At 58.7% G+C, this 15,887-nt stretch carries 13 protein-coding genes and 2 tRNA genes; 14 read left to right on the forward strand and 1 reads right to left on the reverse strand.

Annotation, left to right across the window (positions count from 1 at the left end):
* Positions 1-155 precede the first annotated feature (155 nt).
* Positions 156-608 carry a hypothetical protein gene (locus JK213_RS05980; protein WP_194262091.1) on the reverse strand — a complete coding sequence of 151 codons (453 nt, stop codon included), beginning with the start codon at positions 606-608 and terminating at the stop codon, positions 156-158.
* 182 nt (positions 609-790) lie between these two features.
* Here JK213_RS05980 and JK213_RS05985 point away from each other — a divergent pair, with 182 nt between their 5' ends.
* The 14 genes from JK213_RS05985 to JK213_RS06050 all read left to right on the forward strand — a co-directional run bounded on the left by JK213_RS05985 (position 791) and on the right by JK213_RS06050 (position 15,871).
* A complete protein-coding gene (locus JK213_RS05985) occupies positions 791-2,260 on the forward strand; it encodes an NAD(P)H-hydrate dehydratase (protein ID WP_194262090.1) in 1,470 nt (489 codons plus the stop codon).
* A gap of 68 nt (positions 2,261-2,328) precedes the next feature.
* Positions 2,329-2,413: transfer RNA gene (locus tag JK213_RS05990), tRNA-Leu, on the forward strand.
* 59 nt (positions 2,414-2,472) lie between these two features.
* Positions 2,473-3,804, forward strand: a complete 1,332-nt coding sequence (tig, locus tag JK213_RS05995; protein WP_194262089.1) for a trigger factor — start codon at positions 2,473-2,475, stop codon at positions 3,802-3,804.
* Positions 3,805-3,938: 134 nt separating this feature from the next.
* Positions 3,939-4,586 (forward strand): ATP-dependent Clp protease proteolytic subunit, encoded by a 648-nt coding sequence (locus JK213_RS06000; protein ID WP_062029672.1) that lies wholly within the window; start codon positions 3,939-3,941, stop codon positions 4,584-4,586.
* Positions 4,587-4,778: 192 nt separating this feature from the next.
* Complete coding sequence (gene clpX / locus JK213_RS06005) at positions 4,779-6,044, forward strand: ATP-dependent Clp protease ATP-binding subunit ClpX (RefSeq protein WP_194262088.1); 1,266 nt, start codon at positions 4,779-4,781, stop codon at positions 6,042-6,044.
* Positions 6,045-6,196: 152 nt separating this feature from the next.
* Positions 6,197-8,749, forward strand: coding sequence for an endopeptidase La (lon, locus tag JK213_RS06010; RefSeq protein ID WP_194262087.1), 2,553 nt, complete (start codon positions 6,197-6,199; stop codon positions 8,747-8,749).
* 141 nt (positions 8,750-8,890) lie between these two features.
* A complete protein-coding gene (locus JK213_RS06015) occupies positions 8,891-9,175 on the forward strand; it encodes an HU family DNA-binding protein (RefSeq protein ID WP_011251684.1) in 285 nt (94 codons plus the stop codon).
* 75 nt (positions 9,176-9,250) lie between these two features.
* A tRNA-Val gene (locus JK213_RS06020) sits at positions 9,251-9,325 on the forward strand.
* A 19-nt stretch (positions 9,326-9,344) separates the two neighbouring features.
* Positions 9,345-10,076, forward strand: coding sequence for a biotin--[acetyl-CoA-carboxylase] ligase (locus JK213_RS06025; protein ID WP_194262086.1), 732 nt, complete (start codon positions 9,345-9,347; stop codon positions 10,074-10,076).
* Between the two features lie 16 nt (positions 10,077-10,092).
* A complete protein-coding gene (locus JK213_RS06030) occupies positions 10,093-10,905 on the forward strand; it encodes a type III pantothenate kinase (protein WP_194262085.1) in 813 nt (270 codons plus the stop codon).
* A gap of 40 nt (positions 10,906-10,945) precedes the next feature.
* A complete protein-coding gene (locus tag JK213_RS06035) occupies positions 10,946-12,604 on the forward strand; it encodes a ribonuclease J (RefSeq protein WP_062029683.1) in 1,659 nt (552 codons plus the stop codon).
* Between the two features lie 12 nt (positions 12,605-12,616).
* Complete coding sequence (gene proS / locus JK213_RS06040) at positions 12,617-13,933, forward strand: proline--tRNA ligase (protein ID WP_194262084.1); 1,317 nt, start codon at positions 12,617-12,619, stop codon at positions 13,931-13,933.
* Positions 13,933-15,183 (forward strand): lipoprotein-releasing ABC transporter permease subunit, encoded by a 1,251-nt coding sequence (locus JK213_RS06045; RefSeq protein ID WP_194262083.1) that lies wholly within the window; start codon positions 13,933-13,935, stop codon positions 15,181-15,183. The genes proS and JK213_RS06045 overlap by 1 nt, the downstream gene beginning before the upstream one ends.
* A complete protein-coding gene (locus JK213_RS06050; protein WP_194262082.1) occupies positions 15,176-15,871 on the forward strand; it encodes an ABC transporter ATP-binding protein in 696 nt (231 codons plus the stop codon). Before JK213_RS06045 ends, JK213_RS06050 begins: the two co-directional genes overlap by 8 nt.
* Positions 15,872-15,887 lie beyond the last annotated feature (16 nt).

Consider the following 15,887-nt stretch of genomic DNA (forward strand, 5'->3'; position numbering starts at 1 on the left):
ACTCTCGAGACTCTCGTTGACGGTGCGCACCCCAACAGGTGCGGGCCGGAGTTGAGGGCGGGGCTAGTGACCCGCAGCTATAATCTGGTGCGTTATCGATAAATGGCAGAAATGGCAAGCGATACGGCCACAAAAGCGCCGTATCGCATACGATTTCAGATGCCGCGTGCCATTGCTGCGACAAGGATGGTCAGAACACCCAGTCCCGCCATGATCGCGGTTCGGCTGCGCAGCGTGTCGAACAGGGCCTGCTGGGGGCGCATGGCCCGGCGTGCCCGACGGAATGGCCCTTGAACGGTCAGGATGAACACCACTGCCATGACCAGCCCCAGAAGCTGCATTGCATTGACGGGCCAGGCCACGGCGCCAAAGCCACCTTCATGAAAAACCAGCCCCCAGCCGCTCAGCAGGGAAAAGGGCACCACCTGATAAAGCCCTCGGAAAAAGCGTGTATAGCCCTGAAGCAGAACTGAATTGCGCGGGCCGGGATCAAGCAGTCCGACTGTGGAGCGGACAACCAGGGTCGAATAGATCGACCCGCCAACCCAGTAAGTCATGCACAGCACATGAATTGCGAGCACTAGGCTCCAGATAATCGATCCTGTCATTGATTCTCGTCAGGGTTGAAAATTGAAAGAGAGGGAAAGATCATTCCCGAAATACGTTTCCCCTGAATACCCGACGCAGCCCTCTTTGCGCCAGAGTGATTGCAACAGTGTCATCGTAAACCACGCGCCGTAAAATATGGTTCGGTCTTTGCGTTCTGAGTTCGGCAGGAGATTGCCCCGATATGTCCCGACATCCTTTTGCACTGCTTCTTCCAGACGAAAGTGACCGGATGGATCGGGCGGCGGCCACCATTCTGCCCGCGACGCTTCTGATGGAAAATGCCGGATGGGCTGTTGCCCGAGTGATCCAGAGCCGTTTTTCGCCCTGTCATGTCACCGTCGCCTGCGGGCCGGGCAATAATGGCGGTGATGGTTATGTGGTTGCGCGCCATCTTGCGCGTCAGGGCTGGCCGGTCCGTGTGGCTGTGCTCTCCTGCCTCAAGGCAGAAACACCGGCGGCGGAAATGGCTGCGCGATGGACGGGCCTTACGGTTCCATTTTCGGTTGAAGAAATGGAGCGGGCGGATCTGGTGGTGGATGCGGTCTTCGGTTCCGGACTGAAGCGACCGGTTTCGGACGAGGTCGCCTCCGTACTGGCCGCCGCCCGTCAGGTCGTGGCGATCGATATGCCCAGCGGCGTTTCGGGTGCGTCGGGTGAAATTCTGGGTCGGGCGCGCGACTGCCTCATCACCGTGACTTTCGTCCGCCCGCGTCCCGGCCACGTCCTGCAACCGGGCGCTGGGCTGTGTGGCGAGGTGATCTGTGCCGATATCGGGATGCCTGAGTTTGCCTGGGACGGAATTGAACCGACCGTGCAACATAACGAGCCTGGCCTGTGGAGCCTGCCGGTCTCGGGTGAGGGCGATTACAAATATCGCCGCGGGGTCGTCAGTCTGTGTGGTGGGGCCCAGATGCCGGGCGCGACCCGTCTTGCAGCGGCAGCGGCCCGACGAAGCGGCGCGGGGTTGGTCCGGATTTCAGCGGGCGAGGGCGCGCCAGCCTACCGACTCGGTGACTCCGGTCTGGTTGTGGACGCGGAACCGCTTGCCGAACTGCTGGAAGATGCTCGGCGCAAAGTGTGGATCTGCGGACCCGGCCTGACCGAAAATGAAGTGGCAGCAAGCTTGCCGCAACTTCTGGAGGCCGGTCGTACGGTGATCGCCGATGCCGGGGCGCTGGCTTGGGGCGCTCAGGATCTGTCTCGTCTGGAAGGCGTTGCGGCCATCACACCTCATATCGGCGAGTTTCGCAAACTGTTCGGGCCTGTCGAAGGAAGTCGCCTCGATGCGGCGCGTGCGGCGGCAAAACGCCTTGATACCGTCGTTGTCATGAAAGGGCCGGATACCATTATCGCGGCCCCTGACGGACGGATTGCCATCAATAATCATGCGTCTTCCGCCCTTGCGACCGCAGGGTCGGGAGATACGCTGACGGGTGTGATCGCTGCATTGCTCGCTGCGGGAATGGACGTCTGGGAAGGCTGTTGTGCAGGCGTCTGGCTGCATGGAGAAGCCGGAATTGAGGCCGGGAAAGCCCATGGCGGCTGGCCTGTGGCGGAAGATCTGGACCTGCCTCTTGGTACGGCCCGTGCCACCGCCGCACGCCTTGCGCAGGAGGCTGGACGCAAAAAGGGGGTCGGCCCCCTGTTGTGAAGTCGCGTTTCATGCGCTAAAGGCCGCGCTTCCGAGGTTCGGTAACACGAGCCAGGAAGCCGAGCGCTGCGGGCGTGGTGAAATTGGTAGACACGCCAGATTTAGGTTCTGGTGGCGCAAGTCGTGGGGGTTCAAGTCCCTCCGCCCGCACCAACCCGGCTTCCCGAGAAAGAGATTTGACCAACCTACCGACCGAGAGGATCGCCTGGCTCATGCAGGTTACGCCCACGCTCAACGAAGGACTTAAGCGCGCCTTCACCGTCGTTGTCCCGTCTGCTGACCTGCAGGCCCGTCGCGATGCACGACTCGCTGAAGTCGCCAAGACGATCAAACTTCCGGGCTTCCGTCCGGGCAAGGTGCCGGCCTCCCTCGTCAAGCAGCGTTACAGCGATTCCGTGAATGCGGAACTGCTGGAAGAAGTCATTAACGATGCCACGACCAAGCTGTTCGCAGAGCAGAACGTCCGCCCGGCGATGCAGCCGAAGGTCGAAGTGGTTTCCGCCATCGAAGACGGCAAGGATCTCGAATTCAAGGTTGAGACCGAAGTTCTCCCGGAAATCGAAGTTCCCGACCTGTCCGGCCTGAAGCTGACGCGCCTTGGCGCCAAGGTCAGCGAAGAGACCGTTGAGAAGGCCCTGAACGACGTTGCCCGTCGCAGCCGCAAGTTCGAGACGATCGAAGAAGACCGCGCAGCCGCTCAGGGCGATGTCGTCTGTGTTGACTTTGTGGGCAAGCTGGACGGCACGCCGTTCGACGGCGGCACGGCTGACGACGTGAATGTCGAAATCGGTGGCGAAGGCTTCATCCCCGGCTTCGCCGAGCAGATGGAAGGCATGAAGGCTGGCGAAGAGCGCGTCATCAACGTGACGTTCCCCGCCGACTATCAGGCCGAAGAACTGGCCGGCAAGGCCGTGACCTTCGACATCAAGGCGAAGTCCCTGAAGAAGGCCGTTGATCCGGCCATCGACGACGAGCTTGCCAAGACGATCGGTTTCGAGAACCTCGAACAGATCCGCAAGATCATCACCGAGCAGGCTGAAGGCGAATACCAGCAGCTCTCGCGTCTGCGCATCAAGCGCGATCTTCTGGATGCCCTGTCCGAGAAGACGGACTTCGAAGCACCGTCCAGCATGGTTGACGCCGAGTTCAACCAGATCTGGGCCCGCGTCGAGGAAGACCGCAAGGCCGGTCGTCTGGACGAGGAAGATGCTGGCAAGGACGAAGAGACCCTCAAGGCCGACTACCGTCGTATTGCCGAGCGTCGCGTGAAGCTGGGTCTGCTGCTGGCTGAAATCGGCCGCAAGCAGGAAATCCAGGTTTCCCGTGAAGAGCTTCTGGGTGCGATGCAGCAGGAAGCCCAGCGTTATCCGGGTCAGGAACAGATGGTTTTCGAGTTCTTCTCCAAGAACCCGCAGGCCGTTGAAGGGCTCCGTGGCCCGATTCTGGAAAACAAGGTCGTCGATTACCTGATCGAACTGGCCGACGTCACCGACAAGGACGTGACGCCGGAAGAACTGGCAGAAATCCCGCCCGCCGAACTCTGATCTTTCGGCGTGGGAACCAGCGGGCACTCTTCGGGGTGCCCGTTTTTTCCTGCCTGCTCCCTTTGACGGAACGCCATGTCGGGTCCATGTTAGGGAGTAGAAGAAAGCCCATCGGGCATTGAGGAACAGACAGCATGGCCATTCGGGATCGTGATCCCCTCGAGGTGTTGAGCAACTCTCTGGTGCCGATGGTGGTCGAGCAGACTGCCCGCGGAGAGCGCGCTTTCGACATCTTTTCGCGTCTCCTTCAGGAGCGCATCATTTTCCTGACCGGACCCGTTTACGATCAGGTTTCCTCCCTGATCTGCGCGCAGCTTCTCTATCTTGAGAGCGTCAATCCTACCAAGGAAATCTCGTTTTATATCAACAGCCCGGGCGGCGTCGTTTCCGCCGGTCTCGCGATCTATGACACCATGCAGTACATCCGCTGCCCGGTCAGTACGGTCTGCATCGGTCAGGCCGCCTCCATGGGGTCACTGCTGCTCGCAGGTGGCGAGAAGGGGCATCGTTACGCCCTTCCGAATGCGCGCGTGATGGTCCACCAGCCGTCTGGCGGTGCGCAGGGACAGGCTTCGGACATCGAGATCCAGGCCCGCGAAATTCTCATCATCCGTCAGCGGCTGAACGAGATTTATCGCGAGCATACCGGTCAGACACTGGAGCAGATCGAGCAGAAGCTCGAACGTGACAGCTATCTTTCGGCGCATGAAGCCCGTGAGTTCGGCCTGATCGACAAGGTCGTTGAGCGTAATCCGCATGAGACGACCGCAGACCCGAGCTAAGGCGTTTCCAGTACGGGGAGCAGTTCTCCTCTTGGAACTGAAAAGCGGCATTCCGATGTGCCGCTTTTCGTGTCTTGGGGCTTTCAGGCTCCGGGGTTGCCGAAGGCTTTGACCTCGGCCTAAAGTTAAAGTTCTTTCGCATGTCTGCTGCGTGAATGCGGCCATGTCGTGCGTAAGGGAAAGGAAGCAGCAGTGAGCAACAAATCCGGCGATTCCAAGAACACCCTGTATTGCTCGTTCTGTGGGAAATCCCAGCACGAAGTCCGTAAGCTGATCGCGGGTCCCACGGTCTTCATCTGCGATGAATGTGTCGAGCTGTGCATGGATATCATCCGTGAAGAGCACAAGACCCATCTCGTGAAGTCGCGTGACGGCGTTCCGACGCCCAAGGAAATCTGCAAGGTTCTTGACGATTATGTGATTGGTCAGTTCGAGGCCAAGCGCGCGCTCTCCGTGGCTGTTCACAACCACTACAAGCGCCTCGCCCATGCCGCCAAAAGCACCGATGTCGAGATTGCGAAATCGAACATCCTGCTGATTGGCCCGACGGGTTCGGGCAAAACGCTGCTCGCCCAGACTCTGGCCCGTATTCTCGACGTTCCTTTCACGATGGCCGACGCCACGACCTTGACCGAAGCCGGTTATGTCGGTGAGGACGTGGAAAACATCATTCTCAAACTGCTCCAGTCCGCCGATTACAATGTGGACAGGGCGCAGCGTGGCATCGTCTATATCGACGAAATCGACAAGATTTCCCGCAAGTCCGACAATCCTTCCATCACGCGTGACGTGTCGGGCGAGGGCGTGCAGCAGGCGCTTCTGAAGCTCATGGAAGGCACAGTCGCTTCCGTGCCGCCGCAGGGTGGTCGCAAGCATCCGCAGCAGGAGTTCCTGCAGGTCGATACGACCAATATGCTCTTCATCTGTGGTGGAGCGTTCTCCGGTCTGGACAAGATCATCTCGGCCCGCGGTAAGGGTTCGGGGATCGGGTTTGGCGCGGATGTCCGTTCCGAAGACGAGCGACGCCTGGGAGCCATCCTTCAGAGCGTCGAGCCGGAAGATCTGCTGAAGTTCGGCCTTATTCCCGAATTTATCGGCCGTCTGCCGGTCATTGCTGCGCTGAATGATCTGGATGAAGCCGCGCTGATCCAGATCCTGAGCAAGCCTAAAAATGCTCTGGTGAAGCAGTATGGCCGTCTGTTCGAGATGGAAGGCGTCAAGCTGACCTTCACGGAAGACGCACTGGCTGCCATCGCCAAGCGTGCCATTGAGCGTAAAACCGGTGCGCGTGGACTGCGCTCAATCTTGGAAAACATCCTGCTTGGCACGATGTTCGATCTTCCCGGCCTTGAAGGGGTGGAGGAAGTCGTCATCAACCGCGAAGTGGCTGAAAGCAAGGCTCAGCCCGTGTATGTTTATGGGAAAGGTAAGTCCGAGCCCGCCGAACAGTCTGCGTAAAAATGGTTTCGGCTCTTGTGCCGGAGCCTTCGGGTTTCGACATAACTGACTGAGGTTGTCCCAATTCATGCCTCACAGGCATGAAAGAGATGCGATACCGACGCTGCAAAGCAGGTTGGTATCGCAAGATCGTCCCTCTGGAGATCAAGTGAATGACTGACGATACCAAGCCGAAAACCCGTCGCCGGACAAAAAAGACGGATGACGTGGTTGTTGCCGAAACTCCCGTAACGGTGTCCAAGAAAGCCGTTCGCAAGCCTCGCAAGGCTGCTGCACCCGCTGTTGTGGAAGCCGTTGAGGAGCCTGTGCGTCACGATGTGATGGCCGTTCTGCCATTGCGCAATATCGTGGTCTTCCCTCACATGATCGTGCCGCTGTTCGTCGGGCGTGAAAAGTCGGTGAAGGCGCTGGAGACCGTGACGCGTGAGAGCAAGCAGATCCTGCTTGTAGCGCAAAAGGATGTCTCTCTGGACGATCCGTCAGTGGATGATATCTACCGGTATGGTACGGTCTCGACCATTCTACAGCTTCTGAAGCTGCCGGATGGGACCGTCAAGGTTCTTGTCGAGGGGACGCGCCGTGTGCATATCACGCGTCTGTTCGATGTGGACGGACATTTCGAGGCTGAGATCGAGGAAATTCCCGAGGAAGCCGTGGATGCGGCTCCGGGAAGCGAGATCGAGGCATTGAGCCGTTCAACGGTTTCGCAGTTCGAGCAGTATATCAAGCTCAACAAGAAAATTCCGCCGGAAGTCATGGTCTCGATCAATCAGATCGAGGGGATTTCCAAGCTGGCCGACACAATTGCGAGCCACCTGAACCTCAAGATTTCCGAAAAGCAGGATATTCTGGAAACGGCGTCTCCCGCTCGTCGTCTGGAACAGGTTTTTGCTCATATCGAAACGGAAATTGGCGTTCTTCAGGTCGAGAAGCGCATCCGCAACCGCGTGAAGCGGCAGATGGAAAAGACCCAGCGCGAATATTACCTGAACGAGCAGCTTAAGGCGATCCAGAAGGAACTCGGCGAGGGCGAGGATGGCAAGGACGAAAACTCCGAGCTTGAAGAGAAGATCAACAAGACCCGCCTGAGCCGGGAGGCCAAGGAAAAGGCTCATGCCGAGCTGAAGAAGCTGCGTGGCATGAGCCCGATGTCGGCCGAGAGCACGGTGGTCCGCAACTATCTGGACTGGCTGCTGGGCATTCCCTGGAAGAAGCGCTCGAAGATCACGCGCGAGTTCCAGCATGCTGAAGACGTGCTCGAAGGTGAGCATTACGGTCTGGAAAAGGTCAAGGAACGTATTCTCGAATATCTGGCTGTGCAGACGCGTTCGCAGAAGCTCAAAGGACCGATCCTGTGCCTTGTCGGACCTCCAGGTGTGGGCAAGACCTCTCTGGCGCGTTCCATCGCCAAAGCAACCGGCCGGAACTACATCCGTATGTCACTGGGTGGCGTTCGGGATGAATCCGAAATCCGTGGCCACCGGCGGACATATATCGGCTCCATGCCAGGCAAGATCATTCAGGGCATGAAGAAGGCCCGGACGTCCAATCCGCTCTTTCTGCTTGATGAAATCGACAAGCTGGGCGCTGACTGGCGCGGTGATCCGTCTTCGGCGCTGCTTGAGGTGCTGGATCCGGAACAGAACGCTACGTTTGCCGATCATTATCTTGAAGTGGATTATGATCTGTCGGACGTGATGTTCGTCACGACGGCCAACAGTCTGAACATGCCCCAGCCGCTGCTGGATCGCATGGAGATCATTAACCTCTCTGGCTATACCGAAGATGAGAAAGTGCAGATCGCGCGCCGTCATCTTCTGGGCAAGCAGGCTGAGGCGCATAATCTCAAGCCAGATGAATGGACGGTCACGGATGATACGATCCGCGAACTGATCCGGGCTTATACCCGGGAAGCCGGTGTGCGAAATCTTGAGCGCGAACTTGCCAAGCTGGCGCGCAAGACGGTCAAGGAAATCATCACGACCGGCGTCAAGCATGTCGAGATCACGCCAAAAAACCTTGAGAAATATGCGGGTGTCCGTCGTTTCCGTCACGGTGAGACTGAGACGGAGGATATGGTTGGCGTCGTGACAGGTCTGGCCTGGACGCAGGTTGGCGGCGAGATCCTGACGATCGAAAGCGTGATGGTTCCCGGCAAGGGGAACGTCAAGCAGACCGGCAAGCTTGGCGAAGTTATGCAGGAAAGTATTTCTGCTGCGCTCTCCTATGTCCGTTCGCGGGCTCAGGAATTCGGAATCCGGCCGCCCCTGTTCGAGAAGAGGGATATCCATATCCATCTTCCAGAAGGGGCAACGCCCAAGGACGGTCCGTCCGCTGGTATTGCGCTTGCGACGTCTCTGGTGAGCATCATGACGCAGATTCCCATCCGCAGGGATGTGGCCATGACGGGTGAGATCACCCTCAGGGGCAGGGTTCTGGAGATCGGCGGGCTCAAGGAGAAGCTGCTGGCCGCCCTGCGGGCAGGGATCAAGACGGTCCTGATTCCCGCGGATAACGAGAAGGATCTGGCGGAAGTGCCGGACAATGTCCGTCACGCACTCAAGATCATTCCCGTGAGCCATGTGGACGAAGTGCTCAAGATTGCGCTGACTCGTATGCCGGAAGCCATTGAATGGGATGAAAATGTTGATCCCATCAGTGAAATAACGGTGGATAAAGCGGCTCCGCAGGCACTTCCCCACTAACACGGACGATCTTCTGCGATTCTGGCAGTTGACGCCGGAAAAATCCGCTTCATAGTGCGGCCGCAGATCGAACAAGGCGCCTGAGCCAGAAGGGACTCATTTGAGCCCGGCTCAGGCGCTCTAACACCAGAAAGGCACATCATGGAGAAGCCCCTCAACAAGCAGGAACTGATCGCCGCCGTTGCAGACGCTGCCGATCTTCCGAAGGCAAAGGCCAGCGAAGTTGTCGATGCGGTGTTCAGCACGATCGAAGCGACGCTTGCCAAGAAGCAGGAAGTCCGTCTCGTCGGCTTCGGCAGCTTCGTGACCGCAACGCGTAAGGCCGCCAAGGGCCGTAACCCGCGTACGGGCGAAGAGATCGACATTCCGGCATCCACCTCTGTCCGCTTCAAGCCGGGCAAGGGTCTGAAGGACGCCGTGAGCTGAGAAAGCTCACAAAACGGTTCCGGGTGGCTTTACCGCCATCCGGAACCGTGTATATAGACCTCACAAACATTCTGAGGGCGATTAGCTCAGCGGTAGAGCGTCTCGTTTACACCGAGAGGGTCGGCGGTTCAATCCCGTCATCGCCCACCATTATGAATACAATGCAGCCATGAACTGGCGTTTCGAATACCATGAAACGCTCGGCTCCACTTCCGATCTGTGCAAAATCAGAGCTGAGGCTGGTGAGCCCGAATATCTGGCTATTCAAGCTTTTTCCCAGACATCAGGCCGTGGTACGCGCGGACGAACTTGGGCTGATCCGGGGGGAAACCTTGCGATCTCTCTCCTGTTCCGGCCTGCTGAGCCTATGCCGTTCATAGAAGCTCTTCCATTCCTCACTGCAGTGGCTCTTTACGAGACGGCCGCGCATTTCTGTCCTGCCGCTGTGGGGCCGACGCCTTTCATGGTGAAGTGGCCCAATGATCTGCTGTTGGATGGCCGGAAGATGGCTGGTGTCCTGATCGAGACGGGCGGACCACAGGGCAGGCCGTGGGTTGTCGTGGGAATCGGCGCCAATCTGACGCAGGCTCCCGAGATCCCCGGTCGCCGTCTCGCCGCGCTTTCCGAAAAAACGGCTGCCCCATCCGCAAAGGCATTTGGCGAAATTCTGGTCGCGCAGATCGAGCGTTGGACCAACATTCTGGCGGTGCAGGGCTTTGCACCGGTCCGGGCTGCCTGGCTGGCCCGCGCACACCCCGTTGGGTCGCGGCTTGCGGTTCAGGGTTGTGAAACCTATATTACAGGTTCGTTTTCAGGGCTCGACGCGCAGGGACGCCTGCTGCTCACCCTTCCCAACGGTGAAACCATTCCGGTTGTAACCGGCGATATCCTGCTGGACTGAAGGACCGGACCGCAACGTGCTTCTCGTCATTGATGCTGGAAACACCAACATCGTGTTCGCTGTACACGACGGAGAGTCGTGGCTCGGGCAATGGCGAATCTCGACGAACGAAGCACGGACGGCGGATGAATATGCTGCCTGGCTTCTGACGCTTTTTGACCGGCGCGGTCTGGATGCGACAAAGATCAGTCGCGCCATTATCGGGACCGTGGTTCCTGTTGCGCTGTATGAACTGCGCCGTTTCTGTCGTGAATGGCTGGATGTCGTGCCTCTTGTCGCCAATGCAAGGCTGGACTGGGGCATTGATGTTCTTGTGGACAATCCGAACGAACTGGGTGCGGACCGGCGTCTGAATGGTCTGGCAGGCCGTGAATTTTATGGCACACCCCTGATCGTTGTTGATTTCGGTACCGCGACGACATTCGATGTGGTCAACACGGCGGGTCAGTTCTGTGGGGGGGCGATTGCTCCGGGTGTGAACCTGTCGATCGACGCGCTACACCGGGCCGCCGCACGATTGCCCCGCATGAGCATTGGCCGTCCTTCCACGGCGATTGGCCGCAATACGAGTGTTGCGATGCGCTCCGGTCTGTTCTGGGGCTATGTCGGCCTCGTCGAGGGACTGATCCGTCGTATTTCCGATGAAATGGACGCAAAGCCAACAGTGATCGCAACAGGCGGTCTGGCTCCACTGTTCTCTGAGGGAACGCCACTTTTTGATGTGCTGGCGCCCGATCTGACGCTGGATGGCCTGCGCCTTCTGGCGGACCGCAACACGGGTCCGCCGCTTTCTTATTCCCCTGAGCGCCCGCAGGGCGTTGGGCAATGACTCACGTTTTAATTTTATATCGTATCTGCAAGGAACCATCATGACGGAAAAACCGGACGGTTTGTCTTTCCTGCCCTTGGGCGGGACGGGCGAGATCGGCATGAATTTCAATCTCTACTGCCTGACAAAGAATGGTCGCGACACCTGGCTTGCCATCGATTGCGGCATCGGATTTTCGGGCAACGACACACCCGAAGCCGAAGTGCTAATGCCGGACCCGACCTTCATCGCGGATCGCGCTCGGGACCTGTGCGGTCTGGTGATTACGCACGCGCATGAAGACCATCTGGGTGCCGTGGCGCATCTGTGGCCGTATCTGCGCTGCCCGGTTTATGCAACGCCGTTTGCGGCGGCTGTTCTGCGGCGCAAATTGCAGGAAGCGCATCTGAACAATCAGGTGAAGATCCATGTCATTCGTCCGGCTTCGCGTTTTGAAGTTGGACCGTTCGATCTTCAGTTTGTGTCCGTCACGCATTCCGTCGCCGAGGCTCAGGCTGTGGCACTGCGGACGCCGCATGGCCTGATCGTTCATACGGGTGACTGGAAGCTGGACGAGAACCCGCTTGTTGGCCCGGTGACGGATCTTGAGACGTTCGGCAAGCTGGGCGACGAAGGCGTTCTGGCTATGGTCGGTGACAGCACCAATGTGCTCAAGCCCGGTAAGTCTGAATCCGAAGCAGACGTCCGCAAGGGCCTGACGGATCTGATTATGGGGCTGGAAGGCCGCATCGCCGTGACGTGCTTCGCCAGTAACGTGGCACGTGTCGAGAGCATCGCTAAGGCGGCTCAGGCGTCGGGGCGTGTGGTCATGATCGTCGGACGCTCGCTGCGTAACCTTGAGACGGCCGCACGTGAATGCGGCTATTTTCAGGACCTGCCGCCGTTCCTGACCGAGCAGGACGCGCGGGATGTGGATGATGACAGCCTGTTGATGATCATCACGGGCAGTCAGGGCGAGCCGCGCTCGGCCTTGTCCCGAATTGCGTCTGACACGCATCCGAACATTGCCCTCGGTGAGGGTGATACGGTGATCTACAGTTCGCGGATGATCCCGGGCAACGAGCAGGCCGTTATGGCCGTGCAGGACAATCTGTCGCGCCGTGGCGTGACGGTCCTGACGGACAAGGACGCCAAGGTCCACACGTCCGGCCATGCCACCAGCGAAGACATTCGCACGCTCTATCGGATTGTCCGTCCGAAATACAGCATTCCGACCCACGGCGAATGGCGTCACCTGACGGCTCATGCCGCGCTGGCGCATGAAATGGGTTCCGAGCCGATCCTGCTGGAAGACGGCGATATCCTGAACCTTTCACCGGGTGAGGTGAAGGTTGTTGATACGGCGCCGACGGGCCGTCTGGCCTTGGACGGGGGTCGTCTGCTGCCCATGACGGGTGGTGTTCTGGCTGCGCGTCGCAAGATGCTGTTCAACGGCATCGTGCTGGCGAGTTTTGCCGTCGATGACGAAGGTTATGTCATTGGTGAGCCCAAGATCAGTGCGCCGGGCCTGCTGGAATCCGACGATCCCGAAAGCATCCGGATTCAGGAAGAGTTTGCCGACTCTATCGATCAGATCCCCGATGAACTGCGTCAGGACGATGCAGCCTTCCGGGATGCGGCCAAAACGGCCCTGCGTCGTGCTCTGGGGCGCAAGCTTCAGAAGCGTCCGCTTGTCGATGTTCATCTGCTGCGCGTCTGAGAGAAGTAACACATGCGTTTGACGAAAGCCTTTCAGCCAACGCTGAAGGAAATTCCGGCCGAGGCGCAGATCGCGTCTCATCGCCTGATGCTGCGGGCTGGCCTTGTGCGCCAGACCTCTTCGGGCATCTATGCCTGGCTGCCGGCAGGCCTGCGGGTTCTGCGCAATATCGAGCAGATCGTCCGCGAAGAGCAGGACGCGATTGGCGCACAGGAAGTCCTGATGCCGACGCTCCAGTCCGCCGATCTGTGGCGCCGCTCTGGGCGTTATGACGCTTATGGTCCGGAAATGCTCCGGATTCAGGATCGTCATGGCCGTGATCTGCTGTACGGGCCGACGAACGAGGAAATGATCACGGATATCTTCGGAGCGTCCGTGAAATCCTACAAGGATCTACCCAAGGCGCTTTATCACATCCAATGGAAGTTCCGTGACGAGGTGCGTCCCCGTTTCGGCGTGATGCGCGGGCGTGAGTTCCTCATGAAGGATGCCTATTCCTTTGATGCGACATACGAGGATGCCGTCGCCAGCTACCGCCGGATGATGCTGTCTTATCTGCGTATCTTCCAGCGTCTGGGTGTTCGGGCTGTTCCGATGGTCGCCGATACGGGACCGATCGGTGGTGATCTGAGCCACGAATTCCTCGTTCTTGCTCCAACGGGTGAAAGCGGCGTCTTCTTCGATGCCGCACTTGAAGAGCAGGACTGGCTGGGTCGTCCGGTCGATTGTGACGATCACGAAAGTCTCGCCACATTCTTCTCAACCGTGACCGATCATTACGCGGCCACGGATGAGAAGCACGATGAGGCCGAATGGGCCAAAATCCCGGAGGAGCGCAAGCGAGAAGGCCGCGGGATCGAAGTCGGTCACATCTTCTATTTCGGTACGAAGTACACGGAATCGATGGGTATTGAAGTGATCGGCTCTGACGGGGCGTCGTTCCATCCGCAGATGGGGTCCTACGGCATTGGTGTGTCGCGTCTGGTCGGCGCAATCATCGAGGCGTCGCATGATGAGGCCGGCATTATCTGGCCCGCATCGGTCGCGCCATATCGTGCGGCAATCCTGAATCTGCGTCAGGGTGATGAGGCCTGCGATGCGATTTGTGAGAGCATTTACGGCACCGATCCTGAGAACCTGTTGTATGATGACCGCTCGGACCGCGCGGGTGTGAAGTTCAACGATGCGGATCTGATGGGACATCCCTGGCAGATCATCGTCGGACCGCGCGGCGCCAAGGAAGGCAAGGTCGAGCTCAAGCAGCGTGCTACAGGCGAGCGGTTTGAGCTGTCGGTCGAAGAGGCTCTGGCCAAAATCGGAGCTGCCTGATGTTCGGCCGCTTTGAGCGCATGGTGGCGGGACGGTATCTCCGTGCCCGCCGTGGCGAACGTTTCGCTTCGATCATCGCCATTTTCTCCCTGATCGGGATTGCGCTCGGAGTGGCGACTCTCATCATCGTCATGTCGGTGATGAACGGCTTTAAGGCCGATCTGATGGGACGCATCCTCGGGCTGCACGGTGATCTAACCGTGTATGGCTATGGACGTCCTATCGAAGTTTATGAAAACGACGTGGCCGCCATCCGGCAGGTTCCGGGTGTAAAATCCGTCATTCCCATGGTGCAGGGAACCGTACTGGTGGAGGCGGGGCGTTTCTCGTCCGGAGCGGAAATGCAGGGCGTGTCCCAACAGTCGCTCCGGGACTGGACGGCGCTGAGTAGCGGGATCATCGCGGGAAGCCTGAACAATTTCACGGGCGATGACGCGGTTGCGATCGGAACGACGATGGCTGATCGGGCCGGGCTGACAATCGGCTCTCCGATCACGCTTCTGTCGCCAGACGGGCAGGCGACGCCGTTCGGAACGATGCCACGGGTGAAAACCTATCATGTGGCTGCCATTTTCGATGCCAACTGGAACGATTATAATTCCAGCATCGTCCTGATGCCGCTTCCTGCCGCACAGAAATTCCTGATGCTGGGGTCTTCGGCGGTTTCCCTCATTCAGGTTTCGACGGATGATCCGTCCAATGTCCAGCCGACGCGCAAGGCGATTGCCGAGCGTCTGGAAGATCCGCGTTTGAGGGTGCTGGACTGGACGCAGAGCGCCAATGGTTTTCTGGATGCGGTCACGGTCGAGCAGAACGTCATGTTCCTGATCCTGACGCTTATCATTCTTGTTGCGGCGTTCAATGTGATTTCGTCGCTGATCATGATGGTCAAGGATAAGACGCGCGATATCGCGGTGCTGCGGACGCTTGGTGCGAGCCGGGGCGCGATCATGCGGATTTTCCTCATGTGCGGCGCATCTGTCGGAATTGTCGGAACCGTAACTGGGTCCGCGCTGGGGATTGCTTTTGCGCTGAACATTGAGCGGATTAGACAGTGGCTTCAGTCTCTGACGGGAACCAATCTGTTCAACCCGGAAGTCTATTTTTTGGAGCGTCTGCCCGCGAAACTGGTGTGGTTTCAGGTGTGGGAAGTGATCGGAATGTCTCTGGCGCTTTCGCTTCTGGCGACGCTTTATCCATCCTGGCGCGCGGCCAGAACCGATCCGATCGAGGCCCTGCGTCATGAATGACCGTTCAGTCGGGGCAAGTGCCCTGCGTCTTGAGGGACTGAAACGCCGTTTCCGGTCGGGCGAAGAGACGCTTGAAATCCTGAGCGGTGCCGAATTCGAGCTTCGGGCTGGCGAAATCGTGGCTCTCGTTGCACCGAGCGGCACTGGAAAGTCTACTCTTCTGCATCTTGCAGGTCTTCTGGAAGCCCCGTCCGAAGGGACAGTTTTTGTGGCCAATCGCCCGGCAAGTGGATTGAGCGATACACTACGCACGGCGATCCGGCGGGATCAGATCGGGTTTGTGTACCAGTTTCATCATCTTCTGAGTGAGTTCACGGCCTGCGAAAACGTCATGCTGCCGCAGCTCATTGCTGGCGTTTCTCCGAAGCAGGCTCGCGCACGCGCCAAGGATTTGCTCGGCCGTTTTGGACTCTCTCATCGCCTTGAATCTCTGCCCGGTCGTCTGTCCGGAGGGGAGCAGCAGCGGACTGCGATTGCGCGTGCGCTGGCCAATCAACCCAAACTGCTTCTGGCAGACGAGCCGACGGGCAATCTGGATATCGGCACGGCGGATCATGTGTTCGGAGAGCTTCTGCGCGTTGTGCGGGAAGAGGGCGCAGCAGCGCTGATTGCCACGCATAACGACGAACTGGCCTCACGAATGGACCGGACCGTGACATTGCGGGATGGGAGACTGGTTTCGCTGTAGGGCGCTGAATTGGAGC

This window comes from Gluconobacter sp. Dm-44 (genome assembly GCF_018256175.1).
In the GTDB taxonomy this organism is placed as follows: Bacteria; Pseudomonadota; Alphaproteobacteria; order Acetobacterales; family Acetobacteraceae; genus Gluconobacter; species Gluconobacter cadivus.